The 21,041-nt window shown below is 72.2% G+C and carries 17 protein-coding genes and 2 pseudogenes; 6 read left to right on the top strand and 13 right to left on the bottom strand.

What is annotated here, in order from left to right:
- Positions 1-9: 9 nt before the first annotated feature.
- Positions 10-621 carry a hypothetical protein gene (locus tag AB0N17_RS07390; protein WP_366010175.1) on the bottom strand — a complete coding sequence of 204 codons (612 nt, stop codon included), beginning with the start codon at positions 619-621 and terminating at the stop codon, positions 10-12.
- A 131-nt stretch (positions 622-752) separates the two neighbouring features.
- Positions 753-2,585 carry a glycoside hydrolase family 3 protein gene (locus AB0N17_RS07385; RefSeq protein ID WP_366010174.1) on the bottom strand — a complete coding sequence of 611 codons (1,833 nt, stop codon included), beginning with the start codon at positions 2,583-2,585 and terminating at the stop codon, positions 753-755.
- Between the two features lie 363 nt (positions 2,586-2,948).
- Here AB0N17_RS07385 and AB0N17_RS07380 point away from each other — a divergent pair.
- Positions 2,949-3,308: pseudogene (locus AB0N17_RS07380) on the top strand (3-phosphoshikimate 1-carboxyvinyltransferase); the annotation flags it as partial.
- Between the two features lie 12 nt (positions 3,309-3,320).
- Here AB0N17_RS07380 and AB0N17_RS07375 read toward each other — a convergent pair.
- The 5 genes from AB0N17_RS07375 to AB0N17_RS07355 all read right to left on the bottom strand — a co-directional run bounded on the left by AB0N17_RS07375 (position 3,321) and on the right by AB0N17_RS07355 (position 10,777).
- Positions 3,321-3,713, bottom strand: coding sequence for a hypothetical protein (locus tag AB0N17_RS07375; protein WP_366010173.1), 393 nt, complete (start codon positions 3,711-3,713; stop codon positions 3,321-3,323).
- 106 nt (positions 3,714-3,819) lie between these two features.
- Entirely contained in the window at positions 3,820-7,557 is a 3,738-nt protein-coding gene (locus AB0N17_RS07370; RefSeq protein WP_366010172.1) for an ABC transporter ATP-binding protein, read from the bottom strand.
- Between the two features lie 92 nt (positions 7,558-7,649).
- The gene (locus tag AB0N17_RS07365; protein WP_366010171.1) at positions 7,650-8,675 is read right to left on the bottom strand and encodes an esterase-like activity of phytase family protein; all 1,026 of its coding nucleotides are present in this window, start codon (positions 8,673-8,675) and stop codon (positions 7,650-7,652) included.
- Positions 8,676-8,748: 73 nt separating this feature from the next.
- On the bottom strand, positions 8,749-9,675 hold the full coding sequence (locus tag AB0N17_RS07360; protein WP_366010170.1) for a serine hydrolase: 927 nt from the start codon (positions 9,673-9,675) through the stop codon (positions 8,749-8,751).
- A gap of 175 nt (positions 9,676-9,850) precedes the next feature.
- Positions 9,851-10,777 (bottom strand): serine hydrolase, encoded by a 927-nt coding sequence (locus tag AB0N17_RS07355; RefSeq protein ID WP_366010169.1) that lies wholly within the window; start codon positions 10,775-10,777, stop codon positions 9,851-9,853.
- A gap of 212 nt (positions 10,778-10,989) precedes the next feature.
- Here AB0N17_RS07355 and AB0N17_RS07350 point away from each other — a divergent pair, with 212 nt between their 5' ends.
- The gene (locus AB0N17_RS07350; protein WP_366010168.1) at positions 10,990-11,196 is read left to right on the top strand and encodes a hypothetical protein; all 207 of its coding nucleotides are present in this window, start codon (positions 10,990-10,992) and stop codon (positions 11,194-11,196) included.
- A 371-nt stretch (positions 11,197-11,567) separates the two neighbouring features.
- Here the strand turns inward: AB0N17_RS07350 and AB0N17_RS07345 are convergent.
- Together AB0N17_RS07345 and AB0N17_RS07340 are read right to left on the bottom strand one after the other, a co-directional pair.
- A pseudogene (locus AB0N17_RS07345) lies at positions 11,568-12,211 on the bottom strand (hypothetical protein).
- Positions 12,212-12,243: 32 nt separating this feature from the next.
- Positions 12,244-12,660: an ATP-binding protein gene (locus AB0N17_RS07340; RefSeq protein ID WP_366010167.1), complete on the bottom strand. Its 417-nt coding sequence runs from the start codon at positions 12,658-12,660 to the stop codon at positions 12,244-12,246.
- A gap of 203 nt (positions 12,661-12,863) precedes the next feature.
- Between AB0N17_RS07340 and AB0N17_RS07335 the strand changes: the two genes are divergently transcribed.
- Positions 12,864-13,700, top strand: coding sequence for a helix-turn-helix transcriptional regulator (locus AB0N17_RS07335; protein ID WP_366010166.1), 837 nt, complete (start codon positions 12,864-12,866; stop codon positions 13,698-13,700).
- 8 nt (positions 13,701-13,708) lie between these two features.
- Positions 13,709-13,909, top strand: coding sequence for a DUF397 domain-containing protein (locus tag AB0N17_RS07330; RefSeq protein ID WP_366010228.1), 201 nt, complete (start codon positions 13,709-13,711; stop codon positions 13,907-13,909).
- On the opposite strand, the gene AB0N17_RS07325 is transcribed toward AB0N17_RS07330, so the two are convergent.
- Genes AB0N17_RS07325 through AB0N17_RS07315 form a run of 3 tightly spaced genes read right to left on the bottom strand, consistent with a single transcriptional unit; the run spans position 13,890 to position 18,088 of the window.
- Positions 13,890-15,578 carry a thiamine pyrophosphate-binding protein gene (locus AB0N17_RS07325; protein ID WP_366010165.1) on the bottom strand — a complete coding sequence of 563 codons (1,689 nt, stop codon included), beginning with the start codon at positions 15,576-15,578 and terminating at the stop codon, positions 13,890-13,892. The two genes, AB0N17_RS07330 and AB0N17_RS07325, sit on opposite strands and share 20 nt — an antisense overlap.
- Positions 15,579-15,602: 24 nt before the next feature.
- Positions 15,603-16,571, bottom strand: coding sequence for an agmatinase (speB, locus tag AB0N17_RS07320; RefSeq protein ID WP_366010163.1), 969 nt, complete (start codon positions 16,569-16,571; stop codon positions 15,603-15,605).
- Positions 16,572-16,627: 56 nt separating this feature from the next.
- A complete protein-coding gene (locus AB0N17_RS07315; RefSeq protein ID WP_366010162.1) occupies positions 16,628-18,088 on the bottom strand; it encodes a sodium:solute symporter in 1,461 nt (486 codons plus the stop codon).
- A gap of 191 nt (positions 18,089-18,279) precedes the next feature.
- On the opposite strand from AB0N17_RS07315, the gene AB0N17_RS07310 reads away from it, so the two are divergent.
- Positions 18,280-19,815, top strand: coding sequence for a PucR family transcriptional regulator ligand-binding domain-containing protein (locus AB0N17_RS07310; RefSeq protein ID WP_366010161.1), 1,536 nt, complete (start codon positions 18,280-18,282; stop codon positions 19,813-19,815).
- A gap of 74 nt (positions 19,816-19,889) precedes the next feature.
- Positions 19,890-20,678: a phosphatase gene (locus tag AB0N17_RS07305; protein WP_366010159.1), complete on the top strand. Its 789-nt coding sequence runs from the start codon at positions 19,890-19,892 to the stop codon at positions 20,676-20,678.
- 39 nt (positions 20,679-20,717) lie between these two features.
- On the opposite strand, the gene AB0N17_RS07300 is transcribed toward AB0N17_RS07305, so the two are convergent.
- A complete protein-coding gene (locus AB0N17_RS07300; RefSeq protein WP_366010158.1) occupies positions 20,718-20,945 on the bottom strand; it encodes a hypothetical protein in 228 nt (75 codons plus the stop codon).
- Positions 20,946-21,041 lie beyond the last annotated feature (96 nt).

The raw sequence follows: 21,041 nt of genomic DNA, 5'->3' as shown, positions 1-21,041 counted from the left end.
CCCGGGGGGTCACACGCGCCGGGCGCAGCCCACCGGTTCGCGTCCCCCCAGCTGGACGTAAAGAGCGGTCGAGGCGGGGCAGTCCGTGCGGGTGCGGGCGGCCTCGGTGATGCGGTACTGCGGCCGGTGTCCGCCCGAGCCGTCGCAGGCCGTCTCGCGGACCTGGCCGGCACCGGAGTCGTACACGCAGTCGCCCGGGACGGTGCGGGGGCCGCCTCCGGCGCCGGGGTCGCCGGGGTGCGGGGGTTCCAGGTTGCGCATGCAGGCGTAGCCCTGGGGGATGGCGCCGTCGCCGTCCTCGTCGGCGGCGCCCGCCTGGGCACTGATGTGCAGCACGAAGTCGGTGGTCGCCGGGCACAGCGGGCCGTCGGTGGCGGTGCCGTCGTAGCGGGCGACGACCCTGGCCGCCGCGCGCTCGCTCGCACAGGGCACCTCGGTGAAGCTGGTCGTGCCGAAGGAGCTGCACTCGCCGACCCCGAGGAACTCCGCGCCGTAGCCGGCGGTCGCGCCCGGTGTGGGGCGGGCGTTGGCGACCGGTGCGTCCGCCGGGCCCTGGCAGGCGGTGAGCAGGGTGGCCGACAGGGCGGCGGCGAGCGCGGCCGGCAGCAGTCGACGCGGCACGCCTGCGGCACCCTTCATCGCGAACCCCCCATGCACCCCCGCCCAGCGTGACCCCCGGTGCGGGGGCCACGCCAGACGTGCCGGAGGGTTTCCGCCTGTTGCGGGCGGTACGCCCGAGGTGTGACGTACGCCTAGTACGTCAGCCCGTGTCCGATCGGGTACAGCACCTGTGCGGGGTCGTCCGCCCGCTGCACCGGCACCGGCAGCCTGCCGCGCGGGGAGACGCGCCCGGCGATCACCCGTGCGGCGGCGCGCAGTTCGACGTCGGTCCAGCAGTAGGTCGCCAGGCAGCCCTTGACGGAGGGGAGTTGGGCCACGTCGTAGGGGTTGCGGACGGCCACCGCCACCACCGGCCTGCCGGTGGCCAGCAGCCGTTCGACCAGCGTCCGCTGGGAGTTGCCCGCCGTCACGTTGTACGTGGCCACGACCACCGCGTCCGCGTCCTGCGCCGCCGTGACGGCCTTGGTGACGGTCGCGGCGGAGGGTGCGGTGCCGGTGGACAGGGCGGTGGCGGTGAAGCCCAGCTCGGTGAGGGCGGCGGCCAGCACGCCGGTGGGCGGGCCGGTGGTGCCGGACGGGGAAGCGGGGTCGGCGCCCACGACCAGGACGCGGCGCCGCTCACGGCGGTCGAAGGGGAGGATGCCGTCCTCGTTGACCAGCAGGGTCGTGGTGCGCTCGGCGATCCGGTCGGCGGTGGCCAGGTGGGACTTGGTGCCCACCGCGCGGTCGACGCCGGCCCGGGTGGTGGAGGTGTGGTCGAAGAGGCCGAGGCGGGCCTTCATCCGCAGGATGCGCAGGATCGATTCGTCGAGCCGGGCCTCGGTGAGTTCGCCGTCCTGCACGGCCCGCAGTACGGCGTGCCAGGCCACGTCCAGCGACGGAGGGTTGAGGAGCTGGTCCACGCCGGCCTTCAGGGCGAGCACCGGTACCCGGTCGTCGCCGTACTTGGTGCGGACGCCCTCCATGCCGAGGGAGTCGGTGATCACGACGCCGTCGTAGCCGAGTTCCTCGCGCAGGATGCCGGTGAGGATCGGGTGCGAGAGGGTGGCCGGGTCACCGGAGTCGTCCAGGGCGGGGAACTGGATGTGCGCGGTCATGATCGAGTCGATGCCGGCGGCGACGGCGGCCCGGAACGGCACGGCGTCCAGCTTCTCCCACAGGTCGCGGCTGTGGGTGATGACGGGGAAGCCGGTGTGGCTGTCGACGGCGGTGTCCCCGTGCCCGGGGAAGTGCTTGGCGGTCGCCGCGACCCGGGCGTCCTGATAGCCCTTCACCTCGGCGGCCACCAGCCGGGCCACCGCGTCCGGGTCGGCGCCGAAGGAGCGGACGCCGATGACCGGGTTGGCCGGGTTGACGTTCACGTCGGCGTCCGGCGAGTAGTCCTGGTTGATGCCCATCGCGCGCAGCTCGGTGCCGGAGATCCGGCCGAGGGTGCGGGCGTCGGAGCGGGAGCCGCCCGCGCCGATGGCCATGGCGCCCGGGAAGAGGGTGGCGGGCGCGCCGACCCGGCACACCGCTCCGTGCTCCTGGTCGGTGGCGATGAGCACCGGCAGACCGCGCGGCAGGCCCAGGGAGGCCTGCTGGATTCCGTTGGAGAGGTCCGCGATCTGGTGCGGGTCCCGGGTGTTGTGGGCCCAGGTGAAGTAGAGGATCCCGCCGACCCGGTACGTCTCGATCAGCTCGGCGGCGGTGCGGACGCCGATCTCCTTGAGGTTGGCGTCGATGTCGGCCTGGTCGGGGGCGGTGGCGGAGTGGCCGTAGACCCGCATCACGAAGAGCTGGCCGACCTTCTCCTCCAGGGCCATCCGGGAGATCAGGGCGCGCAGCCGGCGTTCGTCGGGGGTGGCGGCGTGGGCGGTCGTCGGGACGGTCAGCGCGGCGGTGAGGCCCGCGGTGGCGGCGAGCACGGCGCGTCTGGACGGCCGTGCGGTGTGTCCCGTGCTTCCCGTGCTGGTGTCGTGCACGTGCGCTCCTTCCAGAGGAGAACCGCTGAAGGAAACTTCCGAGGAGTCACCAATATCCGGGAAGTTTCTTTCCGTCAAGGGAATGCACAGTAACCAGCGAGGGGCCGCCACCGGCGCATTCAGGGGGGCGCGCCGGTGGCGGCGGGCTGTCGGCCGTGCCGTGGCGGAGAGGGTGGGTCGGCGTTCGCGGCCAGTCGCGAGGGGCCGACACCACGGCACGGAAGACTCGTCCGGCAACCTGGGCGTTGGACGGAGACGGCGGCCGACGGGTTCCCCCCGGCCGCGCGAGAGGCGTCGTCCGGCCGGGAAGCGCCGAGCCGGGAGGGGTTCCGGCGGGGAGGCGTCCAGCCGAGAGGCCCCGAGCGGGACATCTCCGACACCATGCCGACGCTGGCGGCGATCGCGCCGTTCGCCTCCGGTCCGGTCCGTATCGAGGACGTGGCGAACACCCGGGTGAAGGAATGCGACCGGCTGGAGGCCTGCGCGCAGAACCTGCGGCGGCTCGGCGTGCGGGTGCGGACCGGCTCCGACCGGATCGAGATCGAGCCCGGCTCCCCCGCGCCCGGCACGGAGATCACGTCCTTCGGCGACCACCGCATCGTGATGTCCTTCGCGGTCACCGGCCTGCGCACGCCGGGTCTTTCGTACGACGATCCCGGGTGCGTCCGCAAGACGTTCCCCGGCTTCCACGAGGCGTTCGCGGGGCTGCCCGCGGCCGGCTGACCGGGATGCGGATCAGCAGAGGATCCAGCCGGAACTCCTCGACGCCGTCCCGACCGAGCCCCTGATCCACACGCAGCGGTGGCCGGCATGGACCGACACCGGGCCCGCGAGGTGCCGGTAGCGGCCCTCGTCGACGACCGGGCGGCTGCCGCGGGCCTGGACGCTGACGGACATCGTCTGGGGGGCGCCGGGGTGTCTGGCGACGGTGACGGCGCAGACGTAGCCGTCGTGCTTGTAGACGTGCGTGACGCCGGTGCTGAACGGCAGGGTCCGCACCTCGTGTCCCGCGCAGGTGCCGTCGGCCGCCGCCTGCGCGGTACCGGATCCCACCAGGGCCAGCGCCCCGGACGCGGCCAGCACGGCCGCGCCGAGCGCCAGGCGTCGGCGTATCGCACCACTGTCCACTCTCGTCCTCCCCGACTCCGGTCACACACCCGACGACCGTACTGATGTACGGACGCGCGGGTGTGTCGGATGGTTGCACGACCGTCAGGAGGACGCGTCGGCGGGGTCAGCGGGAGGCGGCGACCGGTTCCTCGGGTTCGGGGCGGCCGAGGAAGGTCCGCCAGAGTTCGGCGTACCGGCCGCCGAGCGCCAGCAGTTCCTCGTGGGTGCCGTCCTCCGCGACCCGGCCGTGGTCCATGACCACCACGCGGTCGGCGCGGGCGGCGGTGGTGAGCCGGTGGGCGACCACCAGCGTGGTACGGCGTCCCACCAGGCGGTCGGTGGCCTGATTGACCTGGGCTTCCGTGGCCAGGTCGAGGGCGGCCGTGGCCTCGTCCAGCAGGAGGACGTCGGGGTCGACCAGCTCCGCGCGGGCGAGCGCGATCAGCTGGCGCTGTCCGGCCGAGAGGTTGCGGCCGCGCTCGGCGACCTCGTGCAGGTAGCCGCCCTCCAGCGTGGCGATCATCTCGTGCGCGCCGACCGCCCGTGCCGCCGCCTCCACCTGGGCGTCGGTGGCGTCGGGGCGGCCGTAGGCGATGGCGTCGCGGATCGTGCCCGGGAAGAGGTAGGCCTCCTGCGGGACCACCCCGAGCCGGTGCCGGTACGCGGTGATGTCCAGGGTCCGCAGGTCGGTGCCGTCGACCGTGACCCGGCCGGCGGTCGGGTCGTAGAACCGCGCGACCAGCTTGACCAGGGTGGACTTGCCGGCGCCCGTCTCGCCGACGAACGCCACCGTCTGGCCCGCGGGGATCACCAGGTCGATGCCGGTCAGCGCCGCGTCGGCGGTGTCGGCCGCGTCGGCGGCGCCGTAGGCGAAGTGCACGTCCTCGAAGGCGATGTCGCCCCGCAGGGACGGCACGTCCAGCGGCTCGTCCGCCGGCTTCGTGGACGCCGGCTCCCGCAGCAGCTCCTGGATGCGGCCCAGGGAGACCGTGGCCTGCTGGTAGCCGTCGAAGACCTGGGACAGCTGCTGGACGGGGGCGAAGAACAGGTCGATGTAGAGCAGGTAGGCGACCAGCGCGCCCGTGGTGAGGGTGGCGGCCTCGATGCGGTGCGCGCCCGCCATCAGGACCGCCGCCGCGGCGACCGAGGACAGCAGCTGGACGAACGGGAAGTAGACCGATATCAGCCACTGGCCGCGGGTGCGGGCGCGCCGGTAGCTGTCGCTGCGCTCGGCGAACCGCCGCCCGCCGTCCCGCTCGCGCCGGAACGCCTGCACGATCCGCAGCCCGGCCACCGACTCCTGCAGATCGGCGTTGACCACCGAGACGCGTTCGCGGGCGAGTTCGTACGCCCGCACGCTCGCCCGGCGGAAGAAGAAGGTCGCCACGATCAGCGGGGGCAGCGTCGCGAACACGACCAGGGCGAGCTGCACGTCGAGGACCAGCAGGGCGACCATGATGCCGAAGAAGGTGACGACCGAGACGAACGCCGTGACCAGGCCGGTCTGCAGGAAGGTGGACAGGGCGTCGACGTCCGTCGTCATCCGCGTCATGATCCGGCCGGTCAGCTCGCGCTCGTAGTAGTCGAGGCCGAGCCGCTGGAGCTGGGCGAAGATCTTCAGGCGCAGGGAGTACAGCACGCGTTCGCCGGTACGGCCGGTCATCCGGGTCTCGCCGTACTGCGCCGCCCACTGCACCAGCACGGTCAGCAGGCCCAGCAGGGACGCCGCCCAGACCGCGCCGAGCGCCATCCGGGACACGCCCTGGTCGATGCCGTGCCGGATCAGCACCGGTAGCAGCAGGCCCGCGCCCGCGTCCATCGCGACCAGCAGCAGGCTGATCAGGAGGGGCGCGCCGAAGCCGTGCAGCAGACGGCGCAGGCCGTACGACTGCTCCGGGCGGACCGCGCGCGTCTCGTCGATGTCGGGGGTGTCGGCCGCCGGGGGCAGCGCCTCGACCTGGGCGAGGAGTGCGGGGGTGGCCGGGGTGCCGGAGAGCGCCTGGTCCTTGGGTTCGCGGTCGCCGGTCCACAGCCTGGGGGTGACCCCGCGCTCGGCGTCGAACTCGGCGTCCAGCTCGTCGCGGACGGAGGTGTCCTCGGGCGGCAGGGCGGGCGCGGTGTGGCCGGGGGAGACTCCGCCCAGCTCGTCCGGGTCGGTGAGCAGACGGCGGTAGAGGGCCGAGCGCTCCTGGAGCTCCTCGTGGGTGCCGACGTCGGCGAGCCGGCCGCCGTCCAGGACGGCGATGCGGTCGGCGAGGTTCAGGGTGGAGCGGCGGTGGGCGATCAGCAGGGTGGTGCGGCCCGCCATGACCTGTTCGAGGGCCTCGTGGATCTCGTGCTCGACCCGGGCGTCCACGGCGGAGGTGGCGTCGTCCAGGACCAGCAGCCGCGGGTCGGTGAGCAGGGCGCGGGCGAGCGCGAGGCGCTGGCGCTGGCCGCCGGAGAGGGTCAGGCCGTGCTCGCCGACCTTGGTGTCGTAGCCCTGGGGCAGCTCCCGGACGAACCGGTCGGCCTGGGCGGCGCGGGCGGCGGCCTCGATCTCCTCCTGGCCGGCGTCCGGGCGGCCGTAGGCGATGTTGTTGCGCACGGTGTCGGAGAAGAGGAAGGAGTCCTCGGGGACCAGGCCGATCGCGGCCCGGAGCGAGTCGAGGGTCAGCTCGCGGACGTCGTGGCCGCCGATCAGGACGGCACCGTGGGTGACGTCGTAGAAGCGCGGCAGCAGCAGGGAGAGGGTGGACTTGCCGGAGCCGGAGGAGCCGACGACGGCGAGGGTCTCACCCGGGCGTATCTCGAAGCTGAGCCCGTCGAGGACCTTGGGGCCGTGGTCGTAGCCGAAGGAGACGTCGTCGAACTCGACGGTGGCGGGCGCGTCGGCGGGCAGTTCCTTGGTGCCGTCCCGCAGCGTCGGCTCGGTGTCGATCAGCTCCAGGACGCGCTCGGTGCCGGCGCGGGCCTGCTGCCCGACCGTGAGGACCACGGCGAGCATGCGGACCGGGCCGACCAGCTGGGCGAGGTAGCTGGAGAAGGCGACGAAGGTGCCGAGGGTGATGTGCCCGCGCACCGCGAGCCAGCCGCCGAGGGCCAGCATGGCGACCTGGCCGAGCGCGGGTACGGCCTGCAGGGCGGGGGTGTACTTGCTGTTCAGGCGGATGGTGCGCAGGCGGCCCGCGAAGAGGCGGCGGCCGACCTGGCGCAGCTTGTCCGTCTCCTGCTCCTCCTGCCCGAAGCCCTTCACCACGCGTACGCCGCTCACGGCGCCGTCGACCACCCCCGCGACGGCGGCGGCCTGGGCCTGCGCGTACCAGGTGGCGGGGTGCAGCTTGCTGCGGCTGCGCTTGGCGATCCAGCCGAGGGCGGGGGCGACGGCGAGGGCGACCAGGGTCAGCGGCAGCGACAGCCACGCCATGATCACCAGGGATATCAGGAAGAGCAGGAGGTTCCCGATGGTCATCGGGAGCATGAAGAGCAGGCTCTGGATCAGCTGGAGATCGCTGGTGGCCCGGCCCACGACCTGTCCGGTGGACAGCTCGTCCTGGCGGCGGCCGTCGAGGCGGGTGATCGTGCCGTACATCTCGGTCCGCAGGTCGTGCTGGACGTCCAGGGCGAGCCGTCCGCCGTAGTAGCGGCGGACGTAGGCGAGGACGTAGACGACGAGGGCGGCGCCGATCAGGGTGGCGGCCCAGGGGGTCATGGAGCGGGTGTGGGTGTCGATGACGTCGTCGATGATCACCTTGGTGATCAGGGGGACGAGGGCCATGACGGCCATGCCGGCCAGGGAGGAGCCGAGGGCGAGGACGACGTCCTTCGGATACCGCCAGGCGTACCCCGCCAGCCGTCGCGCCCATCCCCGTTGCGCTTCCACGCCGGTGCCTTCCTGTCGACCTGCTCTACCGGAAGACACCAACGCGAAACGAAGCGGATTTCATCCCTCCGCAACAATCGGGGGGCGCGGGGTCACACCCGTACCCGCAGGTAATAGAAGCGGGTCGTCTGTGCCGCGTTCTGGTTGTCGTCGCTCACCAGGAGCACCCGCAGCCGCCCGGCGCGGTCACGGCCCGTGATCGTCATGCCCTCGATGTTGTCCAGCAGCGGGTTGGGCTGGGGCTGCTTCGCCGTGGCGCCGAGGGACGGGCAGTCGGCGATGTCGGCCAGCGGGGTCTTCCCGATCAGCCGGACTCCGGGCTGCCCGGTGAGGCTGTCGATGCCGCTGGTGTCCGTGGCGTGGCGCGGGTCGGCCAGGTAGAGGCGGACCGTGTTGCCGACGCCGGCGGTGAAGCCGCGCTCCAGGACGAGGAGGCGGCCGTCGGGGGTGGCCTGGACCTCGGGGACGCCGAGACCGGCGTCGGTGCGGTAGGCGTACTGGGCGGCGAGCCGGAAGTGGCCCCGGTGGCGCCGCCAGGTCTGGAAGCGGACGATCCCGGCCGAGTCCCCCGAGAGCGCGTACTCCATGGAGGCCAGCAGCGTCCGCCCGCCGGGCAGCAGGGTGAGGCCCTCGAAGGTCTGGTTGGCGGTGGCGCGGCCGGCCGGGGCGACCTGGAGGGAGGACGGCACCGGGAGGCGGTCCAGGATCCTGCCGTCGGGCGAGTAGCGCCGTACGGAGGGCTCGGTCTCGGAGGTGATCAGCCGGGTGCCGTCACCATCGACGGCCAGGCCCTCGGAGTCGAGGTCGGCGCCCTTCTCGTCGGCGAGGTGGACGGCGGACCTCGGCCGGAGGGTCGCCGGGTCCAGGCCGAAGAGGGAGGAACGGTCCTCCAGGGCCGCGAGCGAGCCGTCGCGGTCTACGGCGAGGGCGGAGAAGTTGCCGACGAAGGTGCCGCCGTACGTCGTCTTGTCGAGCGCGTCGGAGAAGCGGTCGAGGGAGACGGCCGGGGAACAGGCGTGGCTCTCGGCGGAGGCGGCACCGGCCGGCCCGGCGGCGGTCAGGCAGGTGGCCGCCGCCAGGCCGGCGGTGAGGGTGGCGAGTACGGTTCTCAGGCGCATGCCGGTCACCGTAGGGCGGTCCGGTGACCTGCGGGAGACCGCACCGTGAAACCCTGTCAGGCCGTCAGAGGCGTCACGTCCGGGGCGGAGTGGCGACGAACGCCTCCCGCGGGCGGCCGGTCGGGGTGTACCGGGTGACGCCGGACTTCGCCGGGACCAGGTCCTTGTGGATCGCCGTGGCGATGCTCTGGATCGTGGCGACGCCGTCGTCCATGGTGCTGTTGTCCTGCGTGAACACGCTGATCATGTAGTCGTGGCCGGCGCCGTCGAAGGTGCCGAGGCTGTGCACCCGCCAGCCGTGCGTCGAGCGCTGCAGCCAGCCGTTCTTGACGTGCACGGAGACGGTGGACGGCGCACCCGCCGGGGTGCCCCAGCGCTGGTCGGCCTCGACCTGGCCCATCAACTTCAGGATGTAGGCACGGGAGTTGTCGCTCAGCACGCTGTTCTTGGCGGTGACGAGCTTCAGCAGCTTCTGCTCGTCGGTGACGTTCTCCTGGGTCAGACCCCAGTAACCGTCCGCGCCCGGCGTGGTCTTCGTCATCCCGGCCGCGGTCAGGAAGCCCTGGACCTTCGCCACGCCGAGCTGCTTCCACAGCGCGCTGGTGGCGTCGTTGTCCGACTGGGTGATCATGGCCGTGGCCAGGTCGGACTCGGTGTCCGTGAGGTGGCGGCCGGTCTTCTTCGCGTCCCACAGCAGGGCGGCGAGCACGGTGACCTTGACGGTGCTGGCCGAGTCGAAGGCGGTGGCCGGGTTCAGCGTGCAGGTGGTGTTGCCGGAGCGGTCGTACAGGCCCAGTGCGACGGAGCCCTTGTGGTTCTTCAGGGCGGCCGTGATGTCCTTCGTCAGCTTGGCGGCGAGGCCCGCCGTGCCGGACGTGCAGCTGACGGCGGGCGCCGGCGCGGGGGCCGCGGCGGCCGTGACGGCGACGACCGGAGCGAGCAGCGCGGCGGAGAGGGCCGCCACCAGTGCCGCGGTACGGCCGGATATCCGATGGGTCATGCGGAACTTCCCCCTTGGACGTCTGAACGCCCGTAGGTCACACGGGCGTTCGATGAAAGGTGTTCGCATGTTCCCAGGGCCCGTGTCCGAGGAATCACGGGGGTGCCCTTCGCGGTGACGGCGTTCCCGGCGGCGGGCCGGCCCGTCCGTGGCCGGCCCGTCGTGGAGCCGGGTGTCAGCCCTGCGGCGGCGTGGCCACGTACGCCTCGCTCGGCCGGCTGGTCGGGGTGTAGACGGCGGTGCTCGACGTGGTCGGCACGAGGTCCCTGTGGATGACCTTGGCGACGTTCTGGATGGTGGTGACGCCGTAGTCCATGGTGCTGTTGTCCTGCGTCAGCACCGAGATCATGTAGTCGTGGCCGGCGCCCTTGAAGGTGCCGAGGCTGTGCACCCGCCAGCCGTGCGTCGAGCGCTGCAGCCAGCCGTTCTTGACGTGCACGGAGACGGTGGACGGCGCGCCCGCCGGGGTGCCCCAGCGCTGGCTGGAGACGACCTGGCCCATGAGCTTCAGGATGTAGGCACGGGAGTTGTCGCTCAGCACGCTGTTCTTGGCGGTGACGAGCTTCAGCAGCTTCTGCTCGTCGGTGACGTTCTCCTGGGTCAGACCCCAGTAGCCGTTCGCGCCCGGCGTGGTCTTCGTCATCCCGGCGGCGGACAGGAAGCCTTTGATCTTCGTGAGGCCCAGCTGCTTCCACAGCTTGCTCGTCGCGGTGTTGTCCGACTTGGTGATCATGGCCGTCGCGAGCGACTGCTCGGTGGTCGTCAGATAGCGGTTGTGCTTCTTGGCGTCCCACAGCAGGGTGGCGAGCACGGTGACCTTGACGGTGCTGGCCGAGTCGTAGGCACTGGTGGCGCGCAGCGTGCAGGTGGTGCCGGTGCTGCGGTCGTACAGGCCGAGGGCGACGGTGCTCTTGCGCGTGGCCAGGGCCGCGGTGATGTCCTTCTGCAGCTTGGTGGCCAGGCCCGCCTTGGCGGAGGTGCAGCTGACGGTGGGCGTGGTCGCGGCGGCCGGCGTGGCGGCGGCGGTCACGGCCGGTATGAGCAGCGCGGCACCGAGGGCGGCGGCGCCCACTCTGGCCCGGCCGAATGTCCGGTAAGTCATGGAAAGTTCCCCTTGAACGTCGTACGGGCGTCCCCCTGAACGCCGTTGCGCGCACCCGTGCGCTGCCTGAGTGGACTCGCCGGGGCAGCGGATGGTTGTACAGGTGTTCCAGGGGTGGGAGTTCGAAGGGGTCGCCCGGGCCGCCGCCCGGCCCCGAGGACCACGGGGCGAAGGACCACCTGCCGTCCCGGCTGAGCGAGCTCAGGGAGGGGTTGTACGACGACCTGACCGCGGCGTGCGTCCGGGGAGGCGACCACGGGAAGGCTGCGGCCGCCACATTCCGGTCGATACCGTCCTTCCTCGAGCAGGGACGGCTGCCCGAGAAGAACTTCAGCCTCGCGAAGTCGGCCGACCACCGGGCCGGATACGACGCCCAGATCGCCGCCCTCCGGGAGGAGTTCCCGAAGCTGCTGACCTGACCGTCCGTCCCACTACCTGCGCCCAGGTGGGCCACAGTCCGTACCCCTCGCCGGGCTGCAAGGTGCCCTGCCACGACCGGCGGCGACTTCGGCGGCGGGCCGGGCGGGGGTCGGGGCGGCTTCTCCCGCGGCGCCCGGGGGAACGGTGCAAGCACCGAGGCAGGCGGGATGCCGGGCGGCACGAACGGCGATCCGCCGGGCGGTGGCACCGGCGGCCGGGACGGCGAGTTCCCCGGCTCAGGCCAGGCACTCGGCGGCACGGGCGGTGCCACGCAACGGCGCGGCGCCCCTCGACGGCGGCCCCATGGGAGGCACGACGAGCAGTGAGCTGATCACCTACCTGAAGAAGCATCAGGACGGCGCCACCTGGCTCACGCCTTGTCGAACAGCTCCGTCGCGGCCTCGGCGTGCACGGCTCGCTGGGCCCAGACCTCCAACTGTTCCAAGTCCGTACAGGTCATCACCCGCTCGCGAACGGAGTCGGGCACCGCGACGCCGCGCCATTCCAGGATGCGCAGGGTCATCTCCTGGCGGTCCTGGACGCGTCCTTGTTCCAGGCCTTGTTCTCGGCCTTCCTCGCGTACCTGTTCCGCCAGCGGGTGTCGCCAGAAGTACTGGATCGCCGTCATCAGGTCCCTCCACATCTGCTGTGCCTGGGGGTCGGTCAGGCAGGAGTCGACGAACTGCACGAACACTGCGGCGGTGTCCGAATCGATGGTCCGCAGGGCGGCGGCCAGGGATTCCAGTATGGCCGGAGCATGCGGTCCACGACCGTGTGTCATGGCCGAGAGCACCGCAAGGGGGACGTCCTTCTCGGCCTGCCGCTCGTCCGCAATCACCGGCACGTTGTCCGGGCCCAGCACCAGCGGACGCACCGTCAGCGAGTGCCAGTCCCGGAACCCGAGGCGGATCGGACTGGGAAGGGGACGTGCAGGACCTTCTGTAACGCCTTCGTCAGCAGCGTCGGATCCTTCTGGAAGATCCGGTGCAGCGCCTCATGCGACGAGCCGACCATCAGCTCTCCTTTCCATCGCGGTGATCAACGAGCTAGGCCGCCGCGAGTTCGCACCACACGTATTTCCCCCGGTCCCCGAACCGGGCCGCCGGCTGCCACCCCCAGTACTCCGAACAAGCCCGCACGAGACCGAGCCCCCGCCCGTCCTCCCACTCCAGCTCCGCCACCTGCTCCAGGGGGCGTGGCGGGTCCGGCGGGGCCGGGTCGGTGTCCCACGCGCCGATCCACACCATGCCCTCCGGGGTACGACGGACCCTGAGCGCGGCCGGCCCCTTCGTGTGCCGCACCGCGTTGGACACCAGTTCCGTCGCCAGCAACTCCGCGACATCCACCAGACCGGTCAGACCGTGCAGGGTCAGGATCAGGCGCAGGGTGCGGCGGCACACCGTGACCGCTCTGAGGTCGTTGGGGATGTAGAGGGTGTAGTCCCAGGACTCGGTTTCGGGCATGCGTCATCAACTCCGAAGAGAGGAAGGGGATTTGGCGCGCGGTGGCATTGCCGCGGCCGTCATGGCAGGACGACGCGGTGCACTTCCGCTGCGTGTGCGCTACGTCACCGACGGTAGATCTAAATCTAGGGACGGGACAAGCAGATCGCGTAATCTGTCACCGAACGGGTCGTTCTCTACAGACGTGTCAGGAGGCCCAGTCGATGGTGAAGAGGCGCGAGCCAACGGCACGTCAGCTGCGGCTGGCGACGGAGCTGCGCAGACTCCGCGAGGCTGCGGGGCTCAATTCCCGTCAGGCTGCCGCGCTGCTCGGCGTGAACCCGGCTCAGATCACGCATATCGAGTCGGCACTCGCGGGCGTCAGCGAGCAGCGCATCCGTCGCCTCGCCTCGCACTACGCCTGCACCGACGACGAGTTCGTCAACGCCTTGGTCGCGATGGCTGCCGATCGGACGCGCGGCTGGTGGGAGGAGTACCGGGGCCTGCTGCCCACTTCGTTCCTCGACCTGTCCGAGCTGGAGCACCACGCCGCGTTCCTGCGTCACGTGGCGATCCTCTATGTGCCGGGCCTGCTGCAGACGGAGGACTACTCGCGTGCGGTCTTCTCGTCCAGGCTTCCTGAACTGACCGACGACGAGTTGGAGTTGCGCATCCAGCACCGAAGGGCACGCCAACGGTTCGCCATCCCGTACGAAGCGGTGATCCATGAGGCTGCACTGCGCATCCGAGTCAGCGACCGCGCCACCTCCAGGGCGCAGCTCGCCCGACTGGTCGAGGTCTCCGAAGCGGACCACGTCACCGTGCGCGTCATCCCCTTCGACCTGGACGGCTTCGCCCGAGCCTCCAGCACGATGACGTACGCGGTCGGCCCGCTACCCCAGCTGGACACGGTGGTACGGGACGCACCTCATGGAACCGTCTTCATCGACTCGGAAGCTCAACTCGCCAGTTACCGAACGCGTTTCCGTAAGGTGGAGGAAGTCGCACTCGAGCCCGATCAGTCACGGGACTTCATTCACCGGCTGGCGAAGGAGCTGTGAGGCATCCCATGGTCAACGTCGACAACTGGCGGAAGTCGTCCTACTCCGGCGAGGGCGACGGCAACGAGTGCGTCGAGGTCGCGCACACCCCCGCCCACATAGCCGTCCGCGACTCCAAGGCCCCGGCCAGAGCCACCCTCACCTTCCCTGCCGGAGCCTTCGGTCGGTTCATCGCATCACTGAAGGGGCTCAGCGGCCCAGGTGCGTAGGCGCGAACATCCGCAGCACCGCCGGGAGTACGACCACCGAGGGGCCCGGTGTGGACAGGGCCTTCAGCAGGTCCTCCTCCAGGGTCTGCGGTGTCGTACGGACGCCGGGTACCCCGAAGGACTCCGCGAGGGCCACGTAGTCGGGGCGGGTCAGTTCCGTCGCCGTCGCCTGGCCGAAGGCGTCCGTCATGTACTCGCGGAGGATGCCGTAGCCGCCGTCGTCGACGATCAGCCAGGTGACCGGGAGGTCGTACTGCCTGGCCGTGGCCAGTTCCGCGATCGAGTACAGGGCTCCGCCGTCGCCGGACACCGCCAGGACCGGGCGGGTCGGGTCGGCCGCCGCCGCGCCCAGCGCCGCGGGGAAGCCGTAGCCGAGGCCGCCGGCGCCCTGGGCCGAGTGCATGACGTTCGTGCCGCGGGGATCGAACGCGGACCAGGCCCAGTACGCCAGGATCGTCATGTCCCAGAAGGAGGGCGCACCCGACGGCAGGGCTCGGCGGACCGAGGCCAGCACGTCCTGTTCCAGGGTGAGTTCCTGGGACGCGAGGCGCTCCGCGACACGGGCCAGCAACGCCCGCACGCGCTCCGGCGCCGTGGGGTCCGTCCGCTCCTCCACCGTCTCCAGCAGGGCCTGCAGCGCCGGCCGGGCGTCCGCGTGGATGCCGAGGGCCGGGTGGTTGGACTCCAGCTTGCCGAGGTCCGCCTCGATCTGGATCACTCGGCCGCGGGGCTTGAACGTGTGGTAGTTGGAGGAGAGTTCGCCGAGGCCCGAGCCCACGACCAGCAGGACGTCCGCGTCCTCCAGGAAGTCCGTCGTGTGGCGGTCCTCCAGCCAGGACTGCATCGACAGCGGGTGCTCCCAGGGGAACGCCCCCTTGCCGCCGAACGTGGTCACCACCGGCGCGTCCAGCTTCTCGGCCAGCTGGAGCAGCTTGCCCGAGGCGTCCGACCGTACGACCCCGCCGCCCGCGATGATCGCCGGGCGGGCCGCGTGCGACAGCAGGTCGGCCGCCACCGCCGTCAGTTCGGGGCGCGGGACCAGATCCTCGGGCGTGGCGTCCGGCGCCGTCACCACCGGAAGCGCCGTCGCGGCCAGCAGCACGTCCTGCGGGATCTCCACCCACACCGGGCCGTGCGGAGCGGTCAGCGCCGACTTCCAGGCCGCCGCGATCGCGGAGGGGATCTGGGACTGGGTGCGGACCGTGTGGACGGACTTGACCACGCCCCGGAACGATGCCGCCTGGTCGGGGAGTTCGTGGAGGTAGCCGTGGCGGCCGCCGCCCAGGCCCGCCGTCGGGATCTGGCTGCTGATGGCCAGGACAGGGGCGGAGGCGGCTGCCGCCTCCTGGAGGGCGGCGAGGGACGTCAGCGCGCCCGGGCCCGTCGAGAGCAGCAGCGGGGCCGCCTCGCCGGTGATCCGGCCGTACGCGTCCGCCGCGAAGCCCGCGTTGTTCTCCACCCGCAGGCCCACGTAGCTCAGGGAGGAACGCCGTAGCGCGTCGAACATGCCGAGGGCGTGCTGGCCGGGCAGGCCGAAGACGGTCGTCGCGCCGAGCCCGGCCAGCGTCTCCACGACCAGGTCTCCGCCGTTGCGGCCCGGGGGCGGGTTCAGCGCGGCCTCCGTCTGCGCGGGCGTCGGGCGGAGTACCAGGTCGTGGTCGTGAGTCACTGCTCTCGATCCCCCTAAGGAGCGTCAGGCGTTGCGGGCCGCCGCGATCTGGCGGCTCATGATGGTGGTCAGTTCGTAGGCGGTGTGGGAGGCCGCCACCGAGGTGATCTCGGCGTGGTCGTACGCGGGGGCCACCTCGACGACGTCCGCCGAGACCAGGTTGCAGGACGCCAGGCCGCGCAGGATCTCCAGCAGCTCGCGGGAGGTCATGCCGCCCGCCTCCGGGGTGCCGGTGCCGGGCGCGTGGGCCGGGTCCAGGCAGTCGATGTCGATGGAGATGTACAGCGGGCGGTCGCCGATGCGCTGGCGCAGCTGGTCGGCGACCTCGTCGGCGCCCCGGCGGTAGACGTCGGCCGAGGTGACGATGCCGAAGCCCATCTTCTCGTCGTCGGTGAGGTCCTGCTTGCCGTACAGCGGGCCGCGGGTGCCCACGTGGGAGAGGGCCGAGGTGTCGAGGATGCCCTCCTCGACGGCGCGGCGGAACGGGGTGCCGTGGGTGTACTCGGCGCCGAAGTAGGTGTCCCAGGTGTCGAGGTGCGCGTCGAAGTGGAGCAGGGCCACCGGGCCGTGCTTCTTCGCGACCGAGCGCAGCAGCGGCAGGGCGATGGTGTGGTCGCCGCCGAGGGTCATCAGGCGGGCGCCGGTGCCGAGCAGGTCGTCCGCGGCGGCCTCGATGGTGTCGACGGCCTCGTTGATGTTGAACGGGTTGACCGCGATGTCGCCGCCGTCCGCGACCTGCACCAGGGCGAACGGGGAGGCGTCCTGCGCCGGGTTGTAGGGGCGCAGCAGCCGGGACGCCTCGCGGATGGCGTTGCCGCCGAAACGGGCGCCCGGCCGGTACGAGACGCCGGAGTCGAACGGCACGCCCACGACGGCGACGTCGGCGGTGCCGACCTCGTCGAGGCGGGGCAGCCGGGCGAAGGTCGCGGGGCCGGCGTACCGCGGGACGCGGGAGGAGTCGACGGGGCCGCGGGGCGTCTCGTTGCTGCTCATGGTGAAATGCCTTCTTTCCTGCGCTTCGTCGCGCATGCACTGCTTTTCATACGACTCTACTGGTGAGCCGGGACCGGTTCGGACGCGAGTTCGGGGTTCCGGCCGGCGAGGCGCTCGCGCCAGGTGGCGAGAACGGTCTCGTCGGTGGGCTTGGTCGCCAGGGAGACGACGACGTACGCGGCGAGGGAGGCGAGCAGGCCGTAGTAGACGGGCTCGTTGGCGAGGATGCCGTACCCGGCCATCAGGCCGATCACGGCGAGACCGCCGACGATCACGGAGGCCAGCGCGCCCTGCACCGTGCCGCGCTTCCACAGCAGGCCGCCGAGGATGGGCACGAGCAGGCCGGCGACGAGCAGGTTGTACGCCACGGTCAGCGCCTCGACCACGTTGTTCAGCGCGATCGCCGTGCCGATCACGGCCACGCCCATGATCAGGATGAAGGCGCGGTTGCCCGCGACCTCGTCGTGCTGCTCGCCGTCACGTCGTACGGCGCCCTTCAGCCGCGACCAGATGTCGTTGTTGGCGACGGCGGCGCAGGCGATCAGGGCACCGGAGGAGGTCGACATCACGGCGGCCAGGGCGGCGGCCAGCACCAGGCCGCGCACGCCGACGGGAAGCTCGTCCTTGACGATGGTGGCGAAGGCGTCGTCGGGGCTGCCGAGCTTGGGGTAGAGCACCTTGGCGGCCGTGCCGATCACCGCGCCGGCGACGGCGTAGGCCAGACAGTAGGTTCCGGCCACGGTGCCGCCCCACCGGGCGGTCTTGTCGGTGCGGGCGGTGAAGACGCGCTGCCAGATGTCCTGGCCGATCAGCATGCCGAACGTGTAGATCAGGACGTAGGTGAAGATCGTCTCGCCGCCGATGCCCAGCGGGTCGAAGTACGAGGTCGGCAGCTTGGCCTTCATCTCGCTGAAGCCGCCCGCCTTGACGACCGCGATCGGCAGGAGCAGGAGCAGCACGCCGATGGTCTTCACGACGAACTGGACCATGTCGGTCAGCGTGATGGACCACATGCCGCCGAGGGTCGAGTAGGCGACGACGATCGAGCCGCCGAGGACGATCGCGAGGGTCCGGTTCATGTCGAACAGGACGTCGAAGATCGTGGCGTAGGCGATGGTCGAGGTGACGGCCAGCATGAGGGTGTACGCCCACATGACCACGCCGGAGATGACCCCCGCCCGGCCGCCGTACCTCAGGTCCAGCATCTCGGAGACGGTGTAGACCTTCAGGCGGGCGATGCGCGCGGAGAAGAAGACCGACAGGGCGAGCAGGCCGAGGCCGATGGTGAAGACCATCCAGGCGCCGGAGAGGCCGTACTGGTAGCCGAGGCCCACGCCGCCGATGGTGGAGGCGCCGCCGAGGACGATCGCGGCCATGGTGCCGGAGTACATGGCGGGCCCGAGGCGGCGTCCCGCCACCAGGAAATCGCTCTTGGACTTGGCGCGGCGCATGCCCCACCAGCCCATGGCCAGCATGCCGGCGAGATAGACGACGATCACTGTGTAGTCGACGGCCATGAGGCAGCCCTCCTTCGCGCACTGTCGGTGGCGTGTCGTGCAGAGACGTGGGGGTGTGACGGCAGCGGATCGCGAGGACATCCGCCCGTACCCGCGGCTGCCGTTCCGTGTTGACACTAAGTGGCTGGAAAGAGACTGCGAAGTGTACGTTTCATCCATACGAACGGGACCGGATGGAGGGAACGCACACCATGCCGGAAACGATCGCCCCAGCCGTCCCACCGACCCCACCGGTACCGCTCTCGGCCCTGCTGGCCCGCGAGGACCTGGCCCTGCGCCAGGTCGCCGGCCCGGCCGATCCGTCGATCGTGATCCACTGGGCGCACACCTCGGAGATGGCCGACCCGTACCCGTATCTGCTGGGCGGCGAGCTGTTGCTCACGGCCGGGGTGCACATCCCGGAGGCGGCCGGCGCGGGCGGCTACTTCGACGACTACGTGTCCCGGATCGTGGCGGCGGGCGGCGCGGCCCTGGGCTTCGGCCTGGCCCCGGTGCACGACACGGTGCCGCGCGCCCTCGTCGAGTCCTGCGACACCCACGGCCTGCCCCTGCTGGAGGTCCCGCCGCAGACCACCTTCTCCGGGGTGGCCCGCGCGGTGTGGCAGCTGATGGCGCAGGCCCGCCTGGCCGAGCTGCGCCGCGTGACGGAGGCCCAGCAGAGCCTCGCCTCCGCCGCCGCCCGTCCGGACCCGGTGCCCTCGGTGCTGCACCGCCTGGCCCGGCACCTCTCCGGCCGCGCGGTGCTCTACGGCCCCGACGGCACGGAACTCGCGGGAGCGGGCCGGGAGCCGGCCCAGCGGGTGCGCGCGGCACTGGCGGACCTGGCCGCGGTGGTACGGCCGCTGCCCGCCGCCGCGGACCCGGCCGCCGCCTCCCCTGCTGCCGCCGCCCCCGCCGCCGCCCCCGCCCCGGCCGCGCGCCCCGCCTCCGCCACCGAGTCGCTCGGGGACACCCACCTGGCCGCCTACGCCCTCGGCTCGGGAGAGGGCTTCGTGCTCGGTGTCGTCTCGCCCGGCCGTGAACCCGGGGACCACACCATCGCCTCCGTGGCCGCCGTGCTGCTGTCCCTGCTGACCGGGGAGCACCAGAGCGGGGCCGGCGCGGCCCGCTCCTCCGCTCTGGTGCGGGTGCTGCTCGGCGCGCCGCCCGAGGAGGTCGCGCCGCTGCTCGGCGGCCGGGGGTGGGTCGTCGTGCACGCCCGGCCCGAGGCGCAGTCGCCGGACGCCGTCGCCGCGTCCGCGCTGGGCGCGGCCCTCGGGTCGCCGCTGGTCGACCTGCGGCACGACGTCGTACGGGTGCTGGTGCCCGCCGGGCGTGAGCCGGCGCCGGTGCCCGGCTGGACCCTGGGGGTCAGTGCGGCCGTCGGCCCGCACGAGTGGCCGGCCGCGGACATGCAGGCGGCGCGCGCCCTGACCCGGGCCCGCGCGACGCGTTCCCCGCTGGCCCGGCACGGCGCCGGGGCCGGTCTGGCCGGGCTGGTGCCCCCGGCGGAGGCGGAGGCCCACGCCCGCGCGCTGCTCGCACCGCTCGCCGGCCGGCCGGAGCTCACCGAGACGCTGCGCACCTGGCTGTCGCTGCACGGCAGTTGGGACCGTACGGCGGTGGCGCTGGACGTGCACCGCAACACCGTGCGGCAGCGGATCGCCCGCTGCGCGGCCCAGTTGGACGCCGACCTGGACGACCCGGACGTGCGCATGGAGTTGTGGTTCGCGCTGCGGCACGGCTGACGGGGCGAGTGACCCCCGTCCCAGCGGGCGATATGCCGAGGACGCCCGCGGTGCGCTGGCCCACAATGGGAGGCATGCCGATACCCGGGACACCCAGCCGCGCCCAGCTCGTCGACCACCTGGTGAGGACCCGTATCGCGGGGGACGTCGCCACGCCCCGCGAGAACAACCTCTCCCACTACCGCAAGCTGGCCAACGGCGACCGCCACTACTGGTTCGGTCTGGAGCTGGGCGACCGGTGGGCGGACGAGCAGGACGTGCTCGCCGTGATGGCCGAGCGGGCCGGCGTCAACGACGATCCCGAGTACCGGTACGGGCAGGACACCATCGACCCCGAGCTGACCGTGGACGCGCTGGAGCGGATGGCGGCGCGGCTGCGCAAGGCGGCGGAGGGGCGGCAGCGGGTGCTGTTCGCGACCGGTCACCCGGGGGGCCTGCTGGACGTGCACCGGGCCACGGCCGCCGCGCTGCGGGCCGCGGGCTGCGAGATCGTCGTCATCCCGGACGGGCTGCAGACGGACGAGGGGTACGTGATGCAGTTCGCGGACGTGGCCGTGCTGGAGCACGGGGCGACGCTGTGGCACACGCACTCCGGGGAACCGATGCGGGCCATTCTGCACGGACTTGAGCGCGCGGGACGCCCGCTGCCCGACCTGGTCGTCGCCGACCACGGCTGGGCCGGATACGCGGGACAGCACGGCGTCGACTCGGTCGGGTACGCCGACTGCAACGACCCGGCGCTGTTCCTCGCCGAGTCCGAGGGCACCGTCCAGGTGGTCGTACCGCTCGACGACCACGTGGTCAGCCCGCGCCACTACGACCCCATGACGGCGTTCCTGCTGGCCGCGGCCGGCCTGGAGTGACGGGATGTGCGGCCCCGCGGGCGGGGTCGCACATCGGGTTCAGGTGGGTGTTGGTTCAGTGGCCGCCACCTCCGCCACCGCCGTGGCCTCCGCCACCACCGCCGCCGTGGCCTCCGCCACCACCGCCGCCGTGGCCTCCGCCACCACCGCCGCCGTAGCCGCCGCCACCGTGGTCACCGCCGCCGTAGCCGCCGCCACCGTGGTCACCGCCATAGCCGCCACCACCGTGGTCACCGCCATAGCCGCCACCACCGTGGTCACCGCCATAGCCGCCGCCATAGCCACCGTAGCCACCGCCATAGCCGCCATAGCCACCGCCGCAGTCGCCGCCCCACCAGTCATCGTCGTCGCAGCCCCAGCTGT

This window comes from Streptomyces sp. NPDC051133 (assembly GCF_040682635.1).
In the GTDB taxonomy this organism is placed as follows: Bacteria; Actinomycetota; Actinomycetes; order Streptomycetales; family Streptomycetaceae; genus Streptomyces.
This window is presented reverse-complemented; position numbering and strand designations above follow the sequence as displayed.